Consider the following 15,740-nt stretch of genomic DNA (forward strand, 5'->3'; position numbering starts at 1 on the left):
ATCTACTCGCTGACGTCCTCGCCGAAGTACTTGTCGCTGATCTCGGCGAGGGTGCCGTCGGCGCGAAGCTCGTCGAGGGCCGCGTTGATCGCGTCGACCAGGTCGTCGCTGCCCTTGCGCAGTGCGAACGCGTTCGTCGAGACGTCGTCGCTCTCCGCCGCGATCTTGAGACCGTCGGTGTCGCCGTTCTTCTTCGCGTCGAGGAAGGTCAGCTCGTCGTTGACGGTCGCGTCGACTCGTCCCTGCTTCACGAGCTCGACGGCCTGGGCCCAGCCCTCGACGGGCTCGACGGTGGCGCCGGCGCCCTCCGCGATGTCGTACCAGTTGCTGGTCAGCGACTGCGCGGTGGTCTTGCCGGCGAGGTCGTCGAACGAGGCGATCGCGCTGCCCTCGGGGACGATGAGGACGCCGGGCGAGATGGTGTACGGCTCACTGAAGTCGTACTTGGCAGTGCGCTCGTCGTTGATCGACACCTGGTTCGCGATCAAGTCGAAGCGCCCCGCCTCGAGACCTGCGAAGATCGCGTCCCACTGGGTCTCCTGGAACTCGACGTCGACACCGAGCTTGTCGGCGACGGCGGTGATGATCTCGACGTCGTAGCCGGTGAGGTCGCCCGATCCGTCTTCGTGGTAGCTGAACGGGCGGTAGGTGCCCTCGGTGGCGACGACGAGCTTGCCGGCGTCCTTCACCTCCTGCAGGCTCAGGCCGTTGCTGGACCCTGCGGCGGAGTCGTCGCCCGAGTCGGTGCCGTCGGCTGGTCCGCCCGCGCAGCCGGCGAGGACGAGGGCCGCCGCTGTTGCGGCGAAGAGGGCGGAAAGAGTGCGTGTCTTGTGGAGCATGGGATCTTCCTGGTGCGGTGGAGCGGGTGCTGTGTCGAGACGCCCGGTTCGGCGCCCGGATCAGGCTAGGCGAGAAGTCGTTGACCCATCCCCATATGACGGCGCATGACAGCGGACTCGAAGCGAGAGCGGCGTGGCGACGAAGCCACGGCGTGTCGAACAGCCCCGGGTAGCGGGCGGAGGGCCATGCTCATCGCAACTGGTCCATTAGAGGAGCTCATGGCCGAGCCCGGTTGGTACGACGACCCCCGAGACGCGCGTGCCATCCGGTGGTGGGACGGCGAGCGGTGGTCTCTGCATACGGCTCCGAAGCCCCCGCGAGCTGCGCCTCCGACCGCCGCTTCGGCGGCGGTGGCGTCGCCTTCGCCCGCGCCGCGGGCCGAGAACCCGACCCCGGCGTCGCCTCAGCACGACATCTACGCGCGACAGACCGTCGCCGTGGCGACTCCGGCGGCCGGCTCCCCGGGGCTGCGACGCGCGAGCGGACTCTCCCGGCGGAACCTGATCCTCCTCGTGGCTCTCGCGGTGCTCGTCCTCATCGTGGGTGTCACCGGGCTCGCGAATGCGGCATCGTCGCTCGGTGGGCAGCCGAGGGGCATCGCCGCCGTGCCGCTGGAAACCGCCAAGCCCACCCCGTCGCCGACACCGACGGGTCCGAAGATCACCTATCAGACGGCCACCGAAACCGCCGTCGTCCCGTTCAACCGGCTCAGTCAGGACGACCCGAGCCGCGACTCGGGGACAACCGCCATCGTGGTCCCCGGGGTCGACGGAACACTCACCCGGACCTTCCGCGTCACTCTCGAAGACGGCGTCGAGGTGAAACGGGAACTGACGGGGGAGTCCGTGACTCTGGCACCCATCGACGAGGTCACCGCCGTCGGCACCTATGTGGCTCCGCCTCCGCCTCCCGCGCCGGTGGCCGCGGCGCCCGAACCGCAGGGCGGCGGATGCGATCCGAACTATGCGGACGGTTGCGTTCCGGTATCCAGCGACGTGGACTGCGCCGGTGGCAGTGGCGACGGACCCGCCTACTTCTCCGGCACGGCGCGGGTCGTCGGATCCGACATCTACGACCTCGACCGAGACGGCAACGGCATCGCCTGTCAGAGCTGACCGAGGTTCCGGCCGGTCGGAGGGCATCCGGCGCACCTGACGTCGGTGCCGTCTGGAATCCTGGTGGCATGAGCGCGCCCGACAGTGTCCCCGAGCCGACCGTCACGACAGTCTCGGCACCCGCCGGCACCTTCGTCGGGGCCGAGGTCGGAGCCACCTCGGTGTGGAAGGGGATCCGGTACGCCGAGCCCCCGACCGGACCGAATCGGTGGCGCGCGCCCCGTCCGGCCGTGGTGCCTGCCGATCCGGTTCGGGCAGACGCGTTCGGGCCCGCGGCGCCTCAGGCGCTGACGCCCGCGCTCGATCTCGGCGAGGGTATCCGGCTCGACGAGGACTGCCTGTTCCTCAACGTCTGGAGTCCGACGGCCGCGGTGTCGGCTCACGCGTCGGATGCCGTACCGCGGCCGGTGATGGTGTGGATCCACGGCGGCGCCTACACGTTCGGCGCGGCAAGCCAACGCGTCTACGACGGCACCGCCATGTCGTCGTTCGGCGACGTCGTCGTCGTGACCCTCAACTACCGATTGGGCGCGCTCGGGTTCCTCGACCTCGCCGAGTTCGACCTCGGCGACGAGGTGTTCGACTCCAACCTCGCGCTGCGCGACGTGCTTCTCGCGCTCGAGTGGGTTCGCGACAACATCGGCGCCTTCGGGGGCGACGCCCGCAACGTGACCGTCTTCGGCGAGAGCGCGGGCGGCGGCATCGTCACCGCCCTGCTCGCCACACCATCGGCCGAGGGACTCTTCCACCGTGCGATCGCCGAGAGCTCTCCGGCCTCGTCGATGTACGGCACCGAACGGGCACGGACCGTCGCCGATAGGTTCCTCGCGGAGGTCGCTGTCGAGCCGGCCGAGATCGGGAGGCTTCGCGACCTGAGCGTCGACACGATCGTCGCTGCGGCGACTCGCGTGTACGACAGGGTCCCGGTCGACGAACCGGGCACTCTCGCCTGGGCGCCCGTCGTCGACGGCGACCTCCTCCCCGAGCATCCGATCACGGTGCTACACCAAGGGCGAGGGCATCCGGTGCCGCTGATCATTGGCACGAACCACGACGAGGCGACCCTGTTCAAGTTCATGAAGTCGCCGCTCATGCCCATCACGAGCGACTCGATCACGACCATGATGACGAAGCTCGCCACCGAGAATCCCGACGCGGTCCTTCCCAGCCGCGAGCAGCTGCTCGGGGCGTACGAGGGGGTGCGGCAGAGGGCGATCGGGCTAGGCATCGCCCGCGACATCGGCTTTCGGATGCCGACGGTGTGGCTCGTCGAGGGGCATTCGAGGATCGCACCGACGTACCTTTACCGGTTCGACTGGTCGACCCCCATGCTGCGCCTCATCGGCATGGGCGCCGCCCACGCGACCGAGCTGCCGTACGTGTGGGGCAACCTCGACGTGAATCCACGCGACTTCACCTTCCGCCTCGGCGGGCATCGGGTCGGGCGGGAGATCTCCGACCGGTTCCTCGGGTGGTGGACGTCGTTCGCGTCATCCGGCGAGCCCGGGGGAGAGTGGCCGCCGTACAGCAACGGCCGAGCCAGCCTGCTGATCGACAAGCGCGACACGATCGTGCACGACGTCGACGCCACCCTGCGCAAGGGCTGGGGCGACGCGGTGCTCGCCTTCAGCTGAGCCGCGCCCATTGAGCCCGTCGAAACGGAGAGACTGCGCTTCGACGAGCTCAGCGGGCGGGCAACCCCGCCCATTGAGCAAAGCGAAATGAAGGCCCCTACGCATCGCTGCGCTCAGCGGGCGGGCCGACCATTGAGCCCGTCGAGATGGAGGGCCTGCGCTTCGACAAGCTCAGCGGGCGGGCAACCCCCGCCCATTGAGCGAAGCGAAATGAAGGGGCCCACGCATCGCTGCGCTCAGCGGGCGGGCCGCCCATTGAGCCCGTCGAAATGGAGGGCCTGCGCTTCGACGGGCTCAGCGGGCGGAGCAACTCCCGCCCATTGAGCGCAGCGAAATGCAGGGCCTGCGCTTCGCTGCGCTCAGCGGGCGGCGGCTACTTCTTGGCCTCTGCTCGTTTTCTGCCGTAGCGGGCGATGAGGAACAGCACCGAGCCGACCGCGACGTACGCCGCCGCGCCCAGCCAGACGACTCCGGTCTGCTGAGTGAGGAGCACGATGCTGGCGATGATGGCCAGCACCGGGACCGCTCGCGGCACGCTGAAGTGCTTGTGATCGACCTTGTCCTTCTTGAGCACGAGCACGCTGATGTTCGCCGACACGAAGACGAGCAGCAGAAGCAGCACGGTCGTCTCGGCCAGGGTGGCGACGTCACCGACAAAGCTCAGTGCCATGGTGGCCAGCCCGACCGAGATGATCGACACCCAAGGGGTGCCGCGCTTCGCCAGAACTTTGTCGAAGACATCCGGGAGCAGGCCCGACTCGGCGAGGCCGAATCCGACGCGGCTCGCCATCACCATGAACAGGAGGGCACCGTTGGCGATCGCGACGAGGGCGATGAGTCCGAACAGCCAACTGGGCACCGCGGCCCCGCTCGCGGCGACCACATCGAGCAGCGGCCCGCTGGACTCGGCCAGGTCGGCGGGCGGCAGCACCATTACCGCGCCGAGCGCGATGGCAAGGTAGACGACGGCAGCGGTGGCGAGGGCTCCGAAGAGAGCGCGCGGGTACACCTTCGACGGGTTGCGCACCTCCTCGGCCATGTTGGCTGCCGACTCGAAGCCGAGGAACGAGAAGAACGCGACGATCGATGCGGCGAAGGCCCCCTGCAGCGGCGGCACGTCAGCGGCGAACTCGAGCGCGCGGGCGGGGTCGCCCTGCCCGCCGCCGATGAAGATCCCGGCGCAGACGATCACGATGACGAGTCCGCTCACCTCGATGACCGAAGCCACGAGGTTCGCGGTCAGCGACTCCCGCACGCCGCGCAGGTTGATGAGGGTCAGAGCCGCGATGAAGATCAGCGCGGCCGGGATCGCCGGCACCGCGATGAGGGCGCTCAGGTAGTCGCCGGCGAACGCGTTCGCGAGCGACGCGGCGGTCGTGATCCCGGACGCCATCATGAGGAATCCGACGAGGAACGAGACATAGGGGATGCCGAACGCACGGTCCGCGTAACGGGCCGCCCCGCCGGCGTGCGGGTACTTGGTGATGAGCTCCGCATAGGTGCCGGCGGTCAGCAGTGCGACGACGAGCGCGATCAGCAGGGGGAGCCAGATGACGCCGCCCACGTCAACCGCCATCGTGCCGACCAGCGTGTAGATGCCGGCGCCGAGGGTGTCGCCGACGATGAACGCGAACAGCAGCGGCCCGGTGATGACCTGCTTGAGCTTGCTGCCTCTCTTCTCGGACGTCGCGGTGTCGGACGGGTTCGCGGTGTCGGTCATCCGCACAGTCCACCGTCTCCGTCGCGCCCGCTGCAAGGTGTTTCGGGATCTGTCAGCAAGCTCTCCCGACCGCGAAACACGCTCGAGACATGGAGGGCGGTCGAGGCTTCGGGCGGGGGATGCGAGGCGGGACGCGGGGCGCATTTCGCTGCGCTCAATGGGCGGGGCCGTCCGCGCTGCCGAGCCTGCCGCCGCTCATTTCGACGGGCTCAATGGGCGGCGAGGCGCCCGCCCGCTGAGCGCAGCGAAGCGCAGGGACCTCGGCTGCGGACGCTCATTTCGCTGCGCTCATTGGGCGCGGCCGTGCGCGCTGCCGAACGTTCCGCCGCTCATTTCGACGGGCTCAATGGGCGGCTAGCTGCCCGCCCGCCCGCTGAGCCCGTCGAAGCGCAGGGACACTCGGCTCGGACGCTCATTTCGCTGCGCTCAATGGGCGGGGCCGTGCGCGCTGCCGAACCTCTCGCCGCTCATTTCGACGGGCTCAATGGGCGGCTAAGTGCCCGCCCGCTGAGCGCAGCGAAGCGAAGGGGCCCTCCGGCGGCCAGCGCCGCCCGCTGAGCCTGTCGAAGCGCGCCGGCCTCTGCTCCCGGCGCTCATTTCGCTGCGCTCAATGGGCGGGGCCGCACGCACTGCCGAGCCCGTCCGCTCATTTCGCTGCGCTCAATGGGCGGGGCCTGCCGCCCCCACGGGCCCGCGGGAGACGGAGTCGACCGTCGGGCACCACCAGTTGGCAGTGCCCGACGGGACCTCTAGCGCTGGACCTCGCCCATCGAGGTCAGCAGGTTCAGGTCGTCGCGGGTGGGGAGACCCTCCCAGTCGCCCTCGACGGTCACCGAGAACGCACCGCACTGCGACGCCGTCTGCAGCATCTGCTCCGGCGACGCCTTCGCGATCCACTCGGCTAGATACCCCGCGGTGAACGCATCGCCGGCACCGATCGGGTCGAGCTCGTCCATCACGTACAGCGGCGCCGTGAAGCGGGTGCCGTCGATCACCGCGACCGCGCCGGCACGCCCGCGCTTGATGACGACCTGCTGCGAGCCCAGGGCTGCCAGACCCTCGGCGAGCTGCCAGTCGTCCTCGCCGTCGACGATGAGCCCCGCCTCGGAGTGCCCGGCGAAGACGATGTCCGCCCGCGCCGCGATCGAGCGCAGGACGGGTGCCGCTTCCTCGGCCGACCAGAGACCGGTGCGGTAGTTGACGTCGAACGAGACAGTCGTCCCGGCTGCGGACGCCACATCGATGGCATGCTCGACCGCCGCGCGCGCGGAGTCGCTCAGCGCGGGAGTGATGCCGGTCACGTGGAGGATCTCCGCCTGCTCGACAGCCGCGTCATCGACATCGGCGGGGGCGTATCGCGAGCCGGCGCTCGCGGCCCGGTAGTACTGCACCCGGCTCAGCCCCGCGGTGCGGCGCTCCTTGATCAGGAGTCCGGTGTTGGCGGTCCCGTCGACGATCGCATCCGTCAGGACGCCCTCACCGCGGAGAACCGAGGTGATCAGACGACCGAACTCGTCGTCGCCGACCCGGCCCGACCACTCCGCTGCGACCCCGAGGCGAGCGAGACCGATCGCGACGTTCGCCTCGGCGCCGGCGATGCCGAGCTTCATCAGCGGGGAATGCCGCAGGGGACCCGTCGTGGTGGACGAGATGCGCGCCATCGCCTCGCCGAGCGTGTAGACCTCAGCCACGATCGGACACCGCCTCGACAGCGCGACGTGCGCGCGCGGCGAGGGCGTCGAGCGAGCCGCCGGTGAGCGCGTCGCCGATCAGCGGCGAGCCGAGCCCCACGGCGACGGCGCCCGCCGCCAGGTAGTCGGCGATCATGTCGAGATCGACGCCGCCCGTGGGAACGAGCGGGATGTAGTCGAGAGGTGCGAGCACGTTCTTGAGGTAGGACGGGCCGCCCATCGCGCTCGCCGGGAACACCTTCACGGCGGTCGCGCCGGCACGGTAAGCGGTGACGATCTCCGTCGGTGTGAGCGCGCCCGGGTACCACCCCATCCCGGCGGCGATCCCGGCCTCGCCGACGAGCAGGTTCGTGTCGGGGGAGACGAGGAACTCCGCCCCCGCCGCCTTCGCCTGCTCAACATGCTCGACCGTGAGGACGGTTCCGACCCCGACGAGCACCTCCGGACGGGAGGCGAGCGCGGTGATGGCGTCCTGCCACCCCGGGGTGTTCGTCGTGATCTCGAGACAGCGCACGCCGTTCTCGATGAGGGTCTCGGCCACCGGGATCACTCGGTCTTCGCGGCCACCCCGGAGGATCGCGATGATCGGACTCTCCTGGAGGACGGTGGGCAGCAGGGCCGACCTGTTCATCGCATGGCTCCGATCCGCTCGATGCCGCGAGCGATGTCATCGCTGTCGGCTGCCAGAGAGAGTCTGGCCCACCCTTCGCCGCCGGCTCCGAACGCGGTGCCCGGCGCGATGGCCACCTGGTGCTCCTGCAACAACCGCACAGCCCAATCCTCCACGCTTCCTCCGGTCCGATCCGACACGTCGATCCAGATGTAGAACGCACCCCGCGGCTCGACGAAGGGGATGCCGACCTCGGTGAGCTTCTCCATGGCGAGCACACGTCGCGATGCGTAGGTGTCGCGCATGAACGCGACCTGATCCTGGGGGCCGGTGAGCGCCGCGATCGCCGCGGCCTGGGCCGGGGCGTTCACACAGGCGACCATGGGCTCCTGCAGCTTCGCGGCGGTGGCGGCGACCCCGGGAGGCGTGACGAGGTATCCGACGCGCACACCGGTCATCGCGTAGGTCTTGGAGAAGGAGAACGCCGAGAGCACGACGCCCTTCTCATCGAACCGGGCGGGGGACACGTGCTCGACCCCGTAGGTGAGCGCGTCGTAGCACTCGTCGGAGAGCAGCCAGATGTCGTTGCGCTCGGCGAAGCGCACGAGCTCCTCGATGACCTCTCCGGGGATGACCGTGCCGAGCGGGTTCGAGGGAGAGTTGACGAGCAGCACCCGGGTGCGCGGGGTGATGAGTTCCTGCAGCTCGGCGATGTCGGGGATGAACCCGCGCTCGGGCTTCAGCGCGTAGCGGACGGGAGTGGCCTGCAGCAGGCCGACGGCCATGGCGTAGTTCGGCCAGCCGGGATCGGGGATGAGAACCTCGTCGCCGGCCGCGATCGTCATCGACAGCGCGAGGTGCAGCGCTTGGGCTCCTCCGGCACTGACCACGATCTGGCTGGGGGACGCGTGGATGCCGTTCTGCTCGCGAACCTTCACGCTCAGCGCCTCGAGAAGTTCGGGCACCCCGGCGTTCGGCACGTAGTGCGTGTCGCCCGTCTCATAGGCGTTCTCGGCCGCGCGGAGCACATGCTCCGGGGGTACGAAGCTCGGTTCGCCCACGTGCATGCCGATGAACGGTTTGCCGGACGCCCAGGCGGCGTCCATGACACGTCGGATGCCCGATCGGGGCATGCGGTCGGCGGCGGGAGTGACGAGAGGCATGGTGGTGCTGGTGCTCCTAGCGGTGGTTCAGGTGGTGGTGCGGATCAGGTGCGGGTGGTGCCGGTCGGATGGCGCGGGTCAGCGGGTGAGGGACAGCAGTCGGGCGACGGTCCCGCCGAGCACGTCGTCGCGTTCGGACGGGAAGAGGTCGGGGAGGGCGATGTCGACCACACCCGCCGTCGCGTCGTACCCGGGCTGCCGATCGATCCATGGGGAGTCGGACCCCCACATGGTGCGATCGGTGCCGAAGGCGGCGACGAGGCGACGCCCCGGAACCGCGAGGTCGGCGTAGGGGTACGGATCGGCCGACAGGGCGTAGTGGCCCGAGAACATCAGGTGGAACCGCGGGTGGCGCGCCAACGCCTCGACCCGCCGCAGTTCGGACTCGGGGAAGGGGTCGACGAATCGGGGGCGGGCGAACTCGTCGACGCCCATGTCGTGGGGGGCGAAGCCGAAGTGGTTGAGGACGACAGCGAGTCCGGGCAGCTCGCGGCCGACTTCGTCGAGCAGTCCGGTCTGATCGGGGCCGACGTAACTCCACAGGGCGACGCCGTCCTGCTCGAGACGAGCGAGCACCGGCCACATGGGGGAGTCGCGGATCGGAGCGCCCGGGTCACCGAGCCACATGGTGCGGAGTGCGCGGAACGGGAAGCCGACCCGGCGTCCGAGGTACGCCTCCACGGGATCGACGCCGATGCGCCCCTGTTCGGCGGGTGAGGCGACCGCGACCGCGGAGAACGACGCCGGCAGCGCGGCGAGGCTCGCGGCGACGTAGTCGTCGTGCGCATCGAGGGGGACGAGGACGGCGCCGTCGATGCCGGCGGCCGCGAGTCGTCCGAGGTAGTCGGCGAGCGGGGCGGTCCGGTCGGCGGGAGCGAGCTCGTCAACCCCGCGCGGCGACTCCGCGGCGGGCAGGAAGACGTGCGCGTGCGCGTCGATCCGGAGCGGCGCCTCGTCCCTCGCGTCGCTCGTTGCAGTGGTGTCCGCCGTCACCGTCACCGCCGCCGCTTCGCGACGAAGACCGCCACCGCGGCGATGATGATGACGCCGCGGATCAGATCGGTGATGGTCGAGGGGAACTGCAGCAGCGTGATCGAGTTGGTGATCAGCGACAGCAGCGCGACGCCGCCCATCGTTCCGAGCAGTGTGCCGCGACCGCCGAGCAGCGAGGTGCCGCCGATGACGACGACCGTGATGGCGGACAGCTCGAGGCCGTCGCCGGCCGTGGGGGAGCCGATCGACGAGCGCGCGGCGAGCAGGATCCCCGCGACTGCGGCGAGAAGTCCGGAGGTGACGTAGACCCAGATGAGAACCCGGTTCGTGCTGATACCCGCAGCGCGGGCCGAGTGCAGGTCGCCGCCGACCGCGAAGACCTGCTTGCCCCAGACGGTGCGGTTCAGCAGGAACCAGATGATGGCGATCGCGAGTGCGAGCACGACGAAGGAGAGCGGGATGGGGCCGAGCTTGCCGAAGGCGAACTCGGTCAGCGCCGAGGTGACCTGGCCGGCGGGCGTGCTGCTGATCCAGAGTGCCGCACCGCTGACGAGGTAGAGCATGCCGAGCGTGACGATGAACGGCGGCATGTTCAGCTTGGTGACGAGCAGCCCGTTGATGGTGCCGAGGAGGGCTCCTAGCGCGAGCATTCCGAGGATGACGGGGAAGGTGCGGATCGGGTAGCCGTCGATCAGCACCGCGGTCAGCAGGGTCGTGATGGTGACCATCGAGCCGACCGACAGGTCGATCCCGCCCGACAGGATGACGGTGTGCTGCCCGAGCGCGACGAGTCCGAGGACGACGGCCGAGGTGAGGAGTGCGGCGATGTTGCCGGTGCTCCAGAAGGCGCCGCCGCGCATGACCGACAGCACGACGATGAGGACGGCGACGATCACCCAGACGGCTGCGCCGCGGCGGACCGCGGTGGCGACCCAGTCGCGGACGGTGCGTCCGGCGCTCGGTGCGGGTGCGGGCGAGGGGGCGAGGGTTGCGGTCATGATTCGGTTCCCAACGCAAGGTGCATGATCTTCTCCGAGCTCTCCGGATCGCGGGCGACCTCGCCGACGACCGCTCCGTCGCGGAAGACGAGGACTCGGTGGGAGAGTCCGATCACCTCGGGCAGCTCGCTCGAGGCGACGAGGATCGCCATCCCCTGGGCGGCGAGCTCGGTGATGATGCGGTAGATCTCGCTCTTCGCGCCGACGTCGACGCCGCGCGTCGGTTCGTCGAGCAGCAGCACCCGCGGCCCGACGCGCAGCCACTTGGCGATGACGATCTTCTGCTGGTTCCCGCCCGACAGCTGCTTCGCGAGCTGCGCTCCGCTCGATGAGCGGATGCCGAGACGGTCGCGCTCCTCGGCATAGGCGGCCGCTTCTCTGGCTCCGCTGATCCAACCGGCGGTGCTGATCGAGCCGAGGGCGGTGAGGGTGGTGTTCTGGCCGACGGGCAGCTCGAGCACGAGGCCGTCGCGTTTGCGCTCTTCGGGCACGAGGACGACGCCGGCGCCGATGGTCGCACCGAGGGAGGCGCGGAGGGGGCGACCTCCGACGGAGACGCGGCCGTCACCGCGCTGGCGCACGCCGGCGAGGGTCTTGAGCAGTCGGGATCGGCCGGATCCGACGAGTCCGGCGAGACCGACGATCTCGCCTGCGCGGAGTTCGAGGCTGACCGGCACGCAGTCCGCGCCGCGCGGCACGACGCCTTCGACCGAGAGGACGACCTCGTCCCTCCGGTCGGCAGGGTCGGGGAACACGGAGTCGACCTGGCGGCCGACCATCTCGCGCACGATCCGCTCCATCGGGTACTCGCTCGCGGGACCGGTGGAGACGAAGCGGCCGTCGCGCAGGATCGTGACGTCGTCGGCGAGGTCGCGGACCTCGTCGAGGAGGTGGGTGATGTAGACGACGGCGGTGCCCTCGGCGACGATCGAGCGCACCACGGTGTGGAGCGCCTCGAGCTTGTCGCCCGACAGCACGGCCGACGGCTCGTCGAGGATGAGCACATTGCTCTTCGAGACCAGCGCTCGGGCGATCTCGACGAGCTGCTGGTTCGCGAGCGACAGGTCGCCCGCGATGGTGTTCAGGTCGAGCCCGCCGAGCGTCACACGCTCGAGGGCCCGCCGGGCGTGCTCCCGCTGCTCCCGCAACCGGAGCACGCCACGGCGTGCGGACTCGTGTCCCAGCATCACATTGTCGAGCACGCTCATCTCGGGGAGCACGGTGAGCTCCTGGTAGACGGGCGTGACACCGACCGCGAGCGCGTCGCGGGGGCTGCCGAAGCTCATCTCCTCGTCGCCGACGATGACGGCACCGCTGTCGGGTGCCTGGTCGCCGGTGAGGATCTTGATAAGGGTCGACTTGCCCGCGCCGTTCTCTCCGAGGAGCGCGTGGACGCGTCCCGGAGCGCACGCGAAGGTGACGTTCTCGAGGGCCCGGACACCCGGGAAGGACTTCGTCACTTCCCGGGCGCCGAGGGCGATGGTGGGGGCCATGAGCCTTTTCCTTCTACTGCTCGATCAGGGTCGAGGTGATCAGGCGTTGCAGATGCCGAGCGACACGAGGAGATCCTCGGGTGCACTCGAGGGCACGAGCAGACCGCCGTCGCAGTCCTCACGGGCGTACTGCGCTCCGTCTTCGTTGGTGAACGAAGGCGAGTCGATGTACACCTTGTTGAGCACCGGCTCACCCTTGAGGAGGTCCACTGCCGTGTCGAGGCAGGTGGAGCTCATCTCGGGCGGGAAGGTCGACAGCGCGTACTTGACGTCGGTTCCCTCTGCGGCCTGGATGAAGTCGTTGATGGCGTCACCGGTGATCGGCGGCACCTCCTTGCCGGCTTCCTGGTAGGCCTGGATCACACCGACGCTGCCGTAGCCCGAGTCGGACCAGATGGCGTCGAGGTCGGGGTAGCTGGCGATCAGGTTCTGCGCGACGGTCTTCGCGACGGTGGGCGACCACTCGGTGTACTGGGTGGTGACGACCTCGATGCCGGGGTACTTGGCGAAGGTCTTCTCAGCGGCGGCCTTCTGGTACTCGGCCGTCGGAACGCCGGCGAGGCCGGACAGGATCGCGACCTTGCCCTCTCCGCCGATCTGCGAGGCGATCCACTCGGCGTACGCCGAGCCGAGGAGGTCGTACTGGCGGGTCACCGTCGAGGTGGCGCCGGCGCTGTCGGGCAGGACGCCCGAGCAGAGGACGACGGGGATGCCGGCGTCGGTGGCGGCCTTGACCTGGCCCGAGATGCCCTCGCCCATGGGGACGACGACCATGGCGTCGGGGTCCTGGCTGGTGAGCTGCTCGATGTTGTCGACCTGGGTGGTCGCATCGCCGTTGGCCGATGCGTAGAGCACGTCGACGCCGAGCTCGTCGGCGTGGTACTCGAGCGCCTCTTCGCTCAGGACGCCCCACGAGTTGTTGGGTCCCTGTGCGGCGAAGGCGATGCGGTAGGTGTCGTCCTGCTTGGGCTCGGCCTCCCAGACGGTGGCGTCGACCTCGCAGACCTCTTCCTCGACCGGCTCGAAGTCGGTGAGCCCGAATGCGTCGGCCACCGAGCTCCAGGACTCGGCGTACGAGGCCTGGGCCTCGTCGGCGTTGATGCAGTCTTCGGCCGCGGCGGTGGTGCCTTCGCCTTCACGCTCGGCGCTACAGCCGGCGACCGCGATGAGGGTCGCGAAGCCGACGGAGGCGGCGAGGATGCGGACGGCGCCGCGTCGACGGAACGCTGTGTTCGTCATTGCTTTCCTTTCATTGATGTTGCTCTGGTGGTGGGGGAGGGGAAGAAGAACCGGCGACCCTGCAGGAAGACGGCGAGGAGGATGACGGCGCCCGAGACGACGAGCTGCGCACCTCCGCCGGCGCCGAGCTGGATGAGCCAGGTGAGGAGGACGGCGAGGAGGACGACGCCGAGAACGGTCTGGGCGATGCGCCCCTTGCCGCCGGTGAGCGCGATGCCTCCGATGACGGCGGCGGCGACCGAGTCGAGGTCGAGGTTGCGGACGAGGGCCGCGTCGACGAAGCCGATGAAGCTCGCGTTGACGAGGCCGGCGAGCACGCCGGTCAGTGAGGAGATCAGGTAGCAGGCGGCGATCACGATCCCGGTGCGGATGCCCGACATGCGGGCCGCGTCGCCGTTGAGTCCGGTCGCGTAGACCCGTCGCCCCGCGGTGGTCCTGCCCAGGACCAGACCCGTGGCGAGGGCGAGGATGGCAAACACGATGAGCGGCACGGGGATGAAGTCGAAGAGGCGGCCGCCACCGAGCCAGGACAGGGCGGGCGGGATGTCACCGGACGGAGCACCGCGGGTCCAGGCGATGATGACGCCCTGGATGAGCACGAATGACGCGAAGGTCGCAACGAACGGCGGGACGTTGCGCAGGACCACGAGGCCCGCGTTGACGAGTCCGACGGCGAGACCGGCGAGCACGGAGAGCACGATGCCGACGACGAGCTTGTCGTCGCTGCCTGCGCTGTAGGTGGCGAGCACGACGGAGGTGAGAGCCATCACGCCGCTGATCGAGAGGTCGATGCCGCCGACGAGGAGAACGAGGGTCTGGCCGATCGCGGCGATGCCGATGAGACCGACCTGGAAGAGGACGAGCCTGCTGACCTCGAAGGAGAAGAACTGCGGGGTGGTGATGGCGGCGAGGATCAGCACGACGACGAGCCCGGCGAGCGGGGCGATGAAGCTCGAGGCGCGGGCGAGTCGGCCCGGCCCGGCCTCGGTCGGCGGTGCGGGTGGGGTCGTGACGGGTGCTGTCGTCATGCGCGGTCCTCTCGCGGCGAGGGGCAGAAGTCCTCGATGAGGTTTCGGTAGAGGTCGACGCTGCGGCGGACGGCATCGACCGACACCCATTCGTCGGCGCCGTGGGCCCGGACGAGGAGTCCGGGGCCGAGAGCGGGGAGGCAGGGGAGCCCGTCGCGGGCGAACCAGCTGGTGTCGGTCGTTCCGGGGAAGACCGAGAGGGGAAGGGCCGCCCCGAAGGCGGTCTCGGTGGCGCGGGCGAGCGACACGACCAGCGGGTCGGACGCGGCGACCTGCGTGCCCTCGATCCAGTGGTTGGGCGCGTTGTCGAAGTCGATCTCGACGTGTGCACCCGACTCGGCGAGCCACGGCGCGATCGCCGCGCGCAGGTCGGCGAGCAGTTCGACGTCGGTCATCCCGGGGAGGGTGCGGACCTCGATCGTCGAGCTGACCGACTGCGGCAGCACGCCGTAGCCCCAACCGCCGGAGAAGGTCATGGCCGGGTTCACGGTCGCCGCCCAATCGCGGAGACCGTCGGCGTCGGCCGGGATGGCGGGGCTCGCAGTGCGGCGGAGCGCCGACAGGGCGTCCGCGAGGTCGGCACCCGCGTTCGGCCGCCCGAGCATGGCGGAGAGACTGGAGTGACCCTGGATGCCGTGGGCGGTGATCCGGAATCGACCCAGCCCGCGGCTGACCAGGTGCAGGCTGTCGTAGTCGGAGTGGATTCCTCCCGGCTCGCCGATCACGAGGGCGTCGGCTCCGAGGTCGAGGACTTCGGAGAGATGCTTGGCGCCGAACACGGCACCGTTCTCCTCATCCGCCGTGAACAGCAGGGTGAGCCTGCCGGCGGTGACGGTGCCCGCGGCGACGACCTGTCCCGCGGCGACGACCATGGCCGCGACGGCGCCCTTCATGTCGGCGGAGCCGAGCCCGTAGAGGCGGTCGCCGTCGACATCCGCTGCGAACGGGTCGACGGTCCAGTGCGCCTCGCCGACGGGTTTGGTGTCGATGTGCCCCGACAGGACGAGGTGGGACCCGCCGGGACCGAAGTCGATGGTGACGAGCAGGTTCGGCCGACTCGGATCGAGCGCGATGACCTCGGCCCGGGGAAGTCCGGCTTCCGCGAGGGCGCCCTGGAGCACCGCAGCGACGGCGAGCTCGTCGCCGTCCAGCACAGGGCTGGGCGTCTGCACGAGCTGTCGTGTCAGTGCGATGACGTCGGTCACGGGGGAGTCTC

Annotated in this window: 13 protein-coding genes; 2 read left to right on the top strand and 11 right to left on the bottom strand. The window is 69.8% G+C overall.

What is annotated here, in order from left to right; all coding sequences use genetic code 11:
• Positions 1-2: 2 nt before the first annotated feature.
• Positions 3-839: an amino acid ABC transporter substrate-binding protein gene (locus tag DDQ50_RS12715; RefSeq protein ID WP_116757070.1), complete on the bottom strand. Its 837-nt coding sequence runs from the start codon at positions 837-839 to the stop codon at positions 3-5.
• 219 nt (positions 840-1,058) lie between these two features.
• Between DDQ50_RS12715 and DDQ50_RS12720 the strand changes: the two genes are divergently transcribed.
• Both DDQ50_RS12720 and DDQ50_RS12725 read left to right on the top strand, forming a co-directional pair.
• Entirely contained in the window at positions 1,059-1,955 is an 897-nt protein-coding gene (locus tag DDQ50_RS12720) for a G5 domain-containing protein (RefSeq protein ID WP_165829811.1), read from the top strand.
• A 68-nt stretch (positions 1,956-2,023) separates the two neighbouring features.
• Positions 2,024-3,589, top strand: coding sequence for a carboxylesterase/lipase family protein (locus DDQ50_RS12725; RefSeq protein ID WP_116757072.1), 1,566 nt, complete (start codon positions 2,024-2,026; stop codon positions 3,587-3,589).
• Between the two features lie 373 nt (positions 3,590-3,962).
• Here DDQ50_RS12725 and DDQ50_RS12730 read toward each other — a convergent pair whose 3' ends face one another.
• The 10 genes from DDQ50_RS12730 to DDQ50_RS12775 form a co-directional block, all read right to left on the bottom strand.
• Positions 3,963-5,309, bottom strand: a complete 1,347-nt coding sequence (locus tag DDQ50_RS12730) for an APC family permease (protein WP_116757073.1) — start codon at positions 5,307-5,309, stop codon at positions 3,963-3,965.
• A gap of 749 nt (positions 5,310-6,058) precedes the next feature.
• The gene (locus DDQ50_RS12735; protein WP_205663630.1) at positions 6,059-7,000 is read right to left on the bottom strand and encodes a sugar kinase; all 942 of its coding nucleotides are present in this window, start codon (positions 6,998-7,000) and stop codon (positions 6,059-6,061) included.
• Positions 6,993-7,631: a bifunctional 4-hydroxy-2-oxoglutarate aldolase/2-dehydro-3-deoxy-phosphogluconate aldolase gene (locus DDQ50_RS12740; protein ID WP_116757075.1), complete on the bottom strand. Its 639-nt coding sequence runs from the start codon at positions 7,629-7,631 to the stop codon at positions 6,993-6,995. Before DDQ50_RS12740 ends, DDQ50_RS12735 begins: the two co-directional genes overlap by 8 nt.
• Positions 7,628-8,773 (bottom strand): pyridoxal phosphate-dependent aminotransferase, encoded by a 1,146-nt coding sequence (locus DDQ50_RS12745; protein WP_116757076.1) that lies wholly within the window; start codon positions 8,771-8,773, stop codon positions 7,628-7,630. Before DDQ50_RS12745 ends, DDQ50_RS12740 begins: the two co-directional genes overlap by 4 nt.
• A gap of 78 nt (positions 8,774-8,851) precedes the next feature.
• Positions 8,852-9,772, bottom strand: a complete 921-nt coding sequence (locus tag DDQ50_RS12750; RefSeq protein WP_116757077.1) for an amidohydrolase family protein — start codon at positions 9,770-9,772, stop codon at positions 8,852-8,854.
• The gene (locus tag DDQ50_RS12755; RefSeq protein ID WP_116757078.1) at positions 9,769-10,764 is read right to left on the bottom strand and encodes an ABC transporter permease; all 996 of its coding nucleotides are present in this window, start codon (positions 10,762-10,764) and stop codon (positions 9,769-9,771) included. Before DDQ50_RS12755 ends, DDQ50_RS12750 begins: the two co-directional genes overlap by 4 nt.
• A complete protein-coding gene (locus tag DDQ50_RS12760; RefSeq protein WP_116757079.1) occupies positions 10,761-12,257 on the bottom strand; it encodes a sugar ABC transporter ATP-binding protein in 1,497 nt (498 codons plus the stop codon). Before DDQ50_RS12760 ends, DDQ50_RS12755 begins: the two co-directional genes overlap by 4 nt.
• A gap of 39 nt (positions 12,258-12,296) precedes the next feature.
• Positions 12,297-13,496 (bottom strand): substrate-binding domain-containing protein, encoded by a 1,200-nt coding sequence (locus DDQ50_RS12765; RefSeq protein WP_116757080.1) that lies wholly within the window; start codon positions 13,494-13,496, stop codon positions 12,297-12,299.
• Positions 13,493-14,524, bottom strand: a complete 1,032-nt coding sequence (locus DDQ50_RS12770; RefSeq protein WP_165829812.1) for an ABC transporter permease — start codon at positions 14,522-14,524, stop codon at positions 13,493-13,495. The genes DDQ50_RS12765 and DDQ50_RS12770 overlap by 4 nt, the downstream gene beginning before the upstream one ends.
• The gene (locus tag DDQ50_RS12775; RefSeq protein ID WP_165829813.1) at positions 14,521-15,729 is read right to left on the bottom strand and encodes a M20 family metallopeptidase; all 1,209 of its coding nucleotides are present in this window, start codon (positions 15,727-15,729) and stop codon (positions 14,521-14,523) included. The genes DDQ50_RS12770 and DDQ50_RS12775 overlap by 4 nt, the downstream gene beginning before the upstream one ends.
• Between the last annotated feature and the right edge of the window lie 11 nt (positions 15,730-15,740).

This window comes from Amnibacterium flavum (assembly GCF_003097495.1).
Taxonomy (GTDB): domain Bacteria; phylum Actinomycetota; class Actinomycetes; order Actinomycetales; family Microbacteriaceae; genus Naasia; species Naasia flava.

Bases quoted from the DNA above. Each gene is read 5' to 3' on its own strand.
- DDQ50_RS12745 (WP_116757076.1), bottom strand. From the start codon at position 8,773: ATGCCTCTCGTCACTCCCGCCGCCGACCGCATGCCCCGATCGGGCATC.
- DDQ50_RS12725 (WP_116757072.1), top strand. From the start codon at position 2,024: ATGAGCGCGCCCGACAGTGTCCCCGAGCCGACCGTCACGACAGTCTCG.
- DDQ50_RS12730 (WP_116757073.1), bottom strand. From the start codon at position 5,309: ATGACCGACACCGCGAACCCGTCCGACACCGCGACGTCCGAGAAGAGA.
- DDQ50_RS12720 (WP_165829811.1), top strand. From the start codon at position 1,059: ATGGCCGAGCCCGGTTGGTACGACGACCCCCGAGACGCGCGTGCCATC.
- DDQ50_RS12760 (WP_116757079.1), bottom strand. From the start codon at position 12,257: ATGGCCCCCACCATCGCCCTCGGCGCCCGGGAAGTGACGAAGTCCTTC.
- DDQ50_RS12740 (WP_116757075.1), bottom strand. From the start codon at position 7,631: ATGAACAGGTCGGCCCTGCTGCCCACCGTCCTCCAGGAGAGTCCGATC.
- DDQ50_RS12765 (WP_116757080.1), bottom strand. From the start codon at position 13,496: ATGACGAACACAGCGTTCCGTCGACGCGGCGCCGTCCGCATCCTCGCC.
- DDQ50_RS12755 (WP_116757078.1), bottom strand. From the start codon at position 10,764: ATGACCGCAACCCTCGCCCCCTCGCCCGCACCCGCACCGAGCGCCGGA.
- DDQ50_RS12715 (WP_116757070.1), bottom strand. From the start codon at position 839: ATGCTCCACAAGACACGCACTCTTTCCGCCCTCTTCGCCGCAACAGCG.
- DDQ50_RS12770 (WP_165829812.1), bottom strand. From the start codon at position 14,524: ATGACGACAGCACCCGTCACGACCCCACCCGCACCGCCGACCGAGGCC.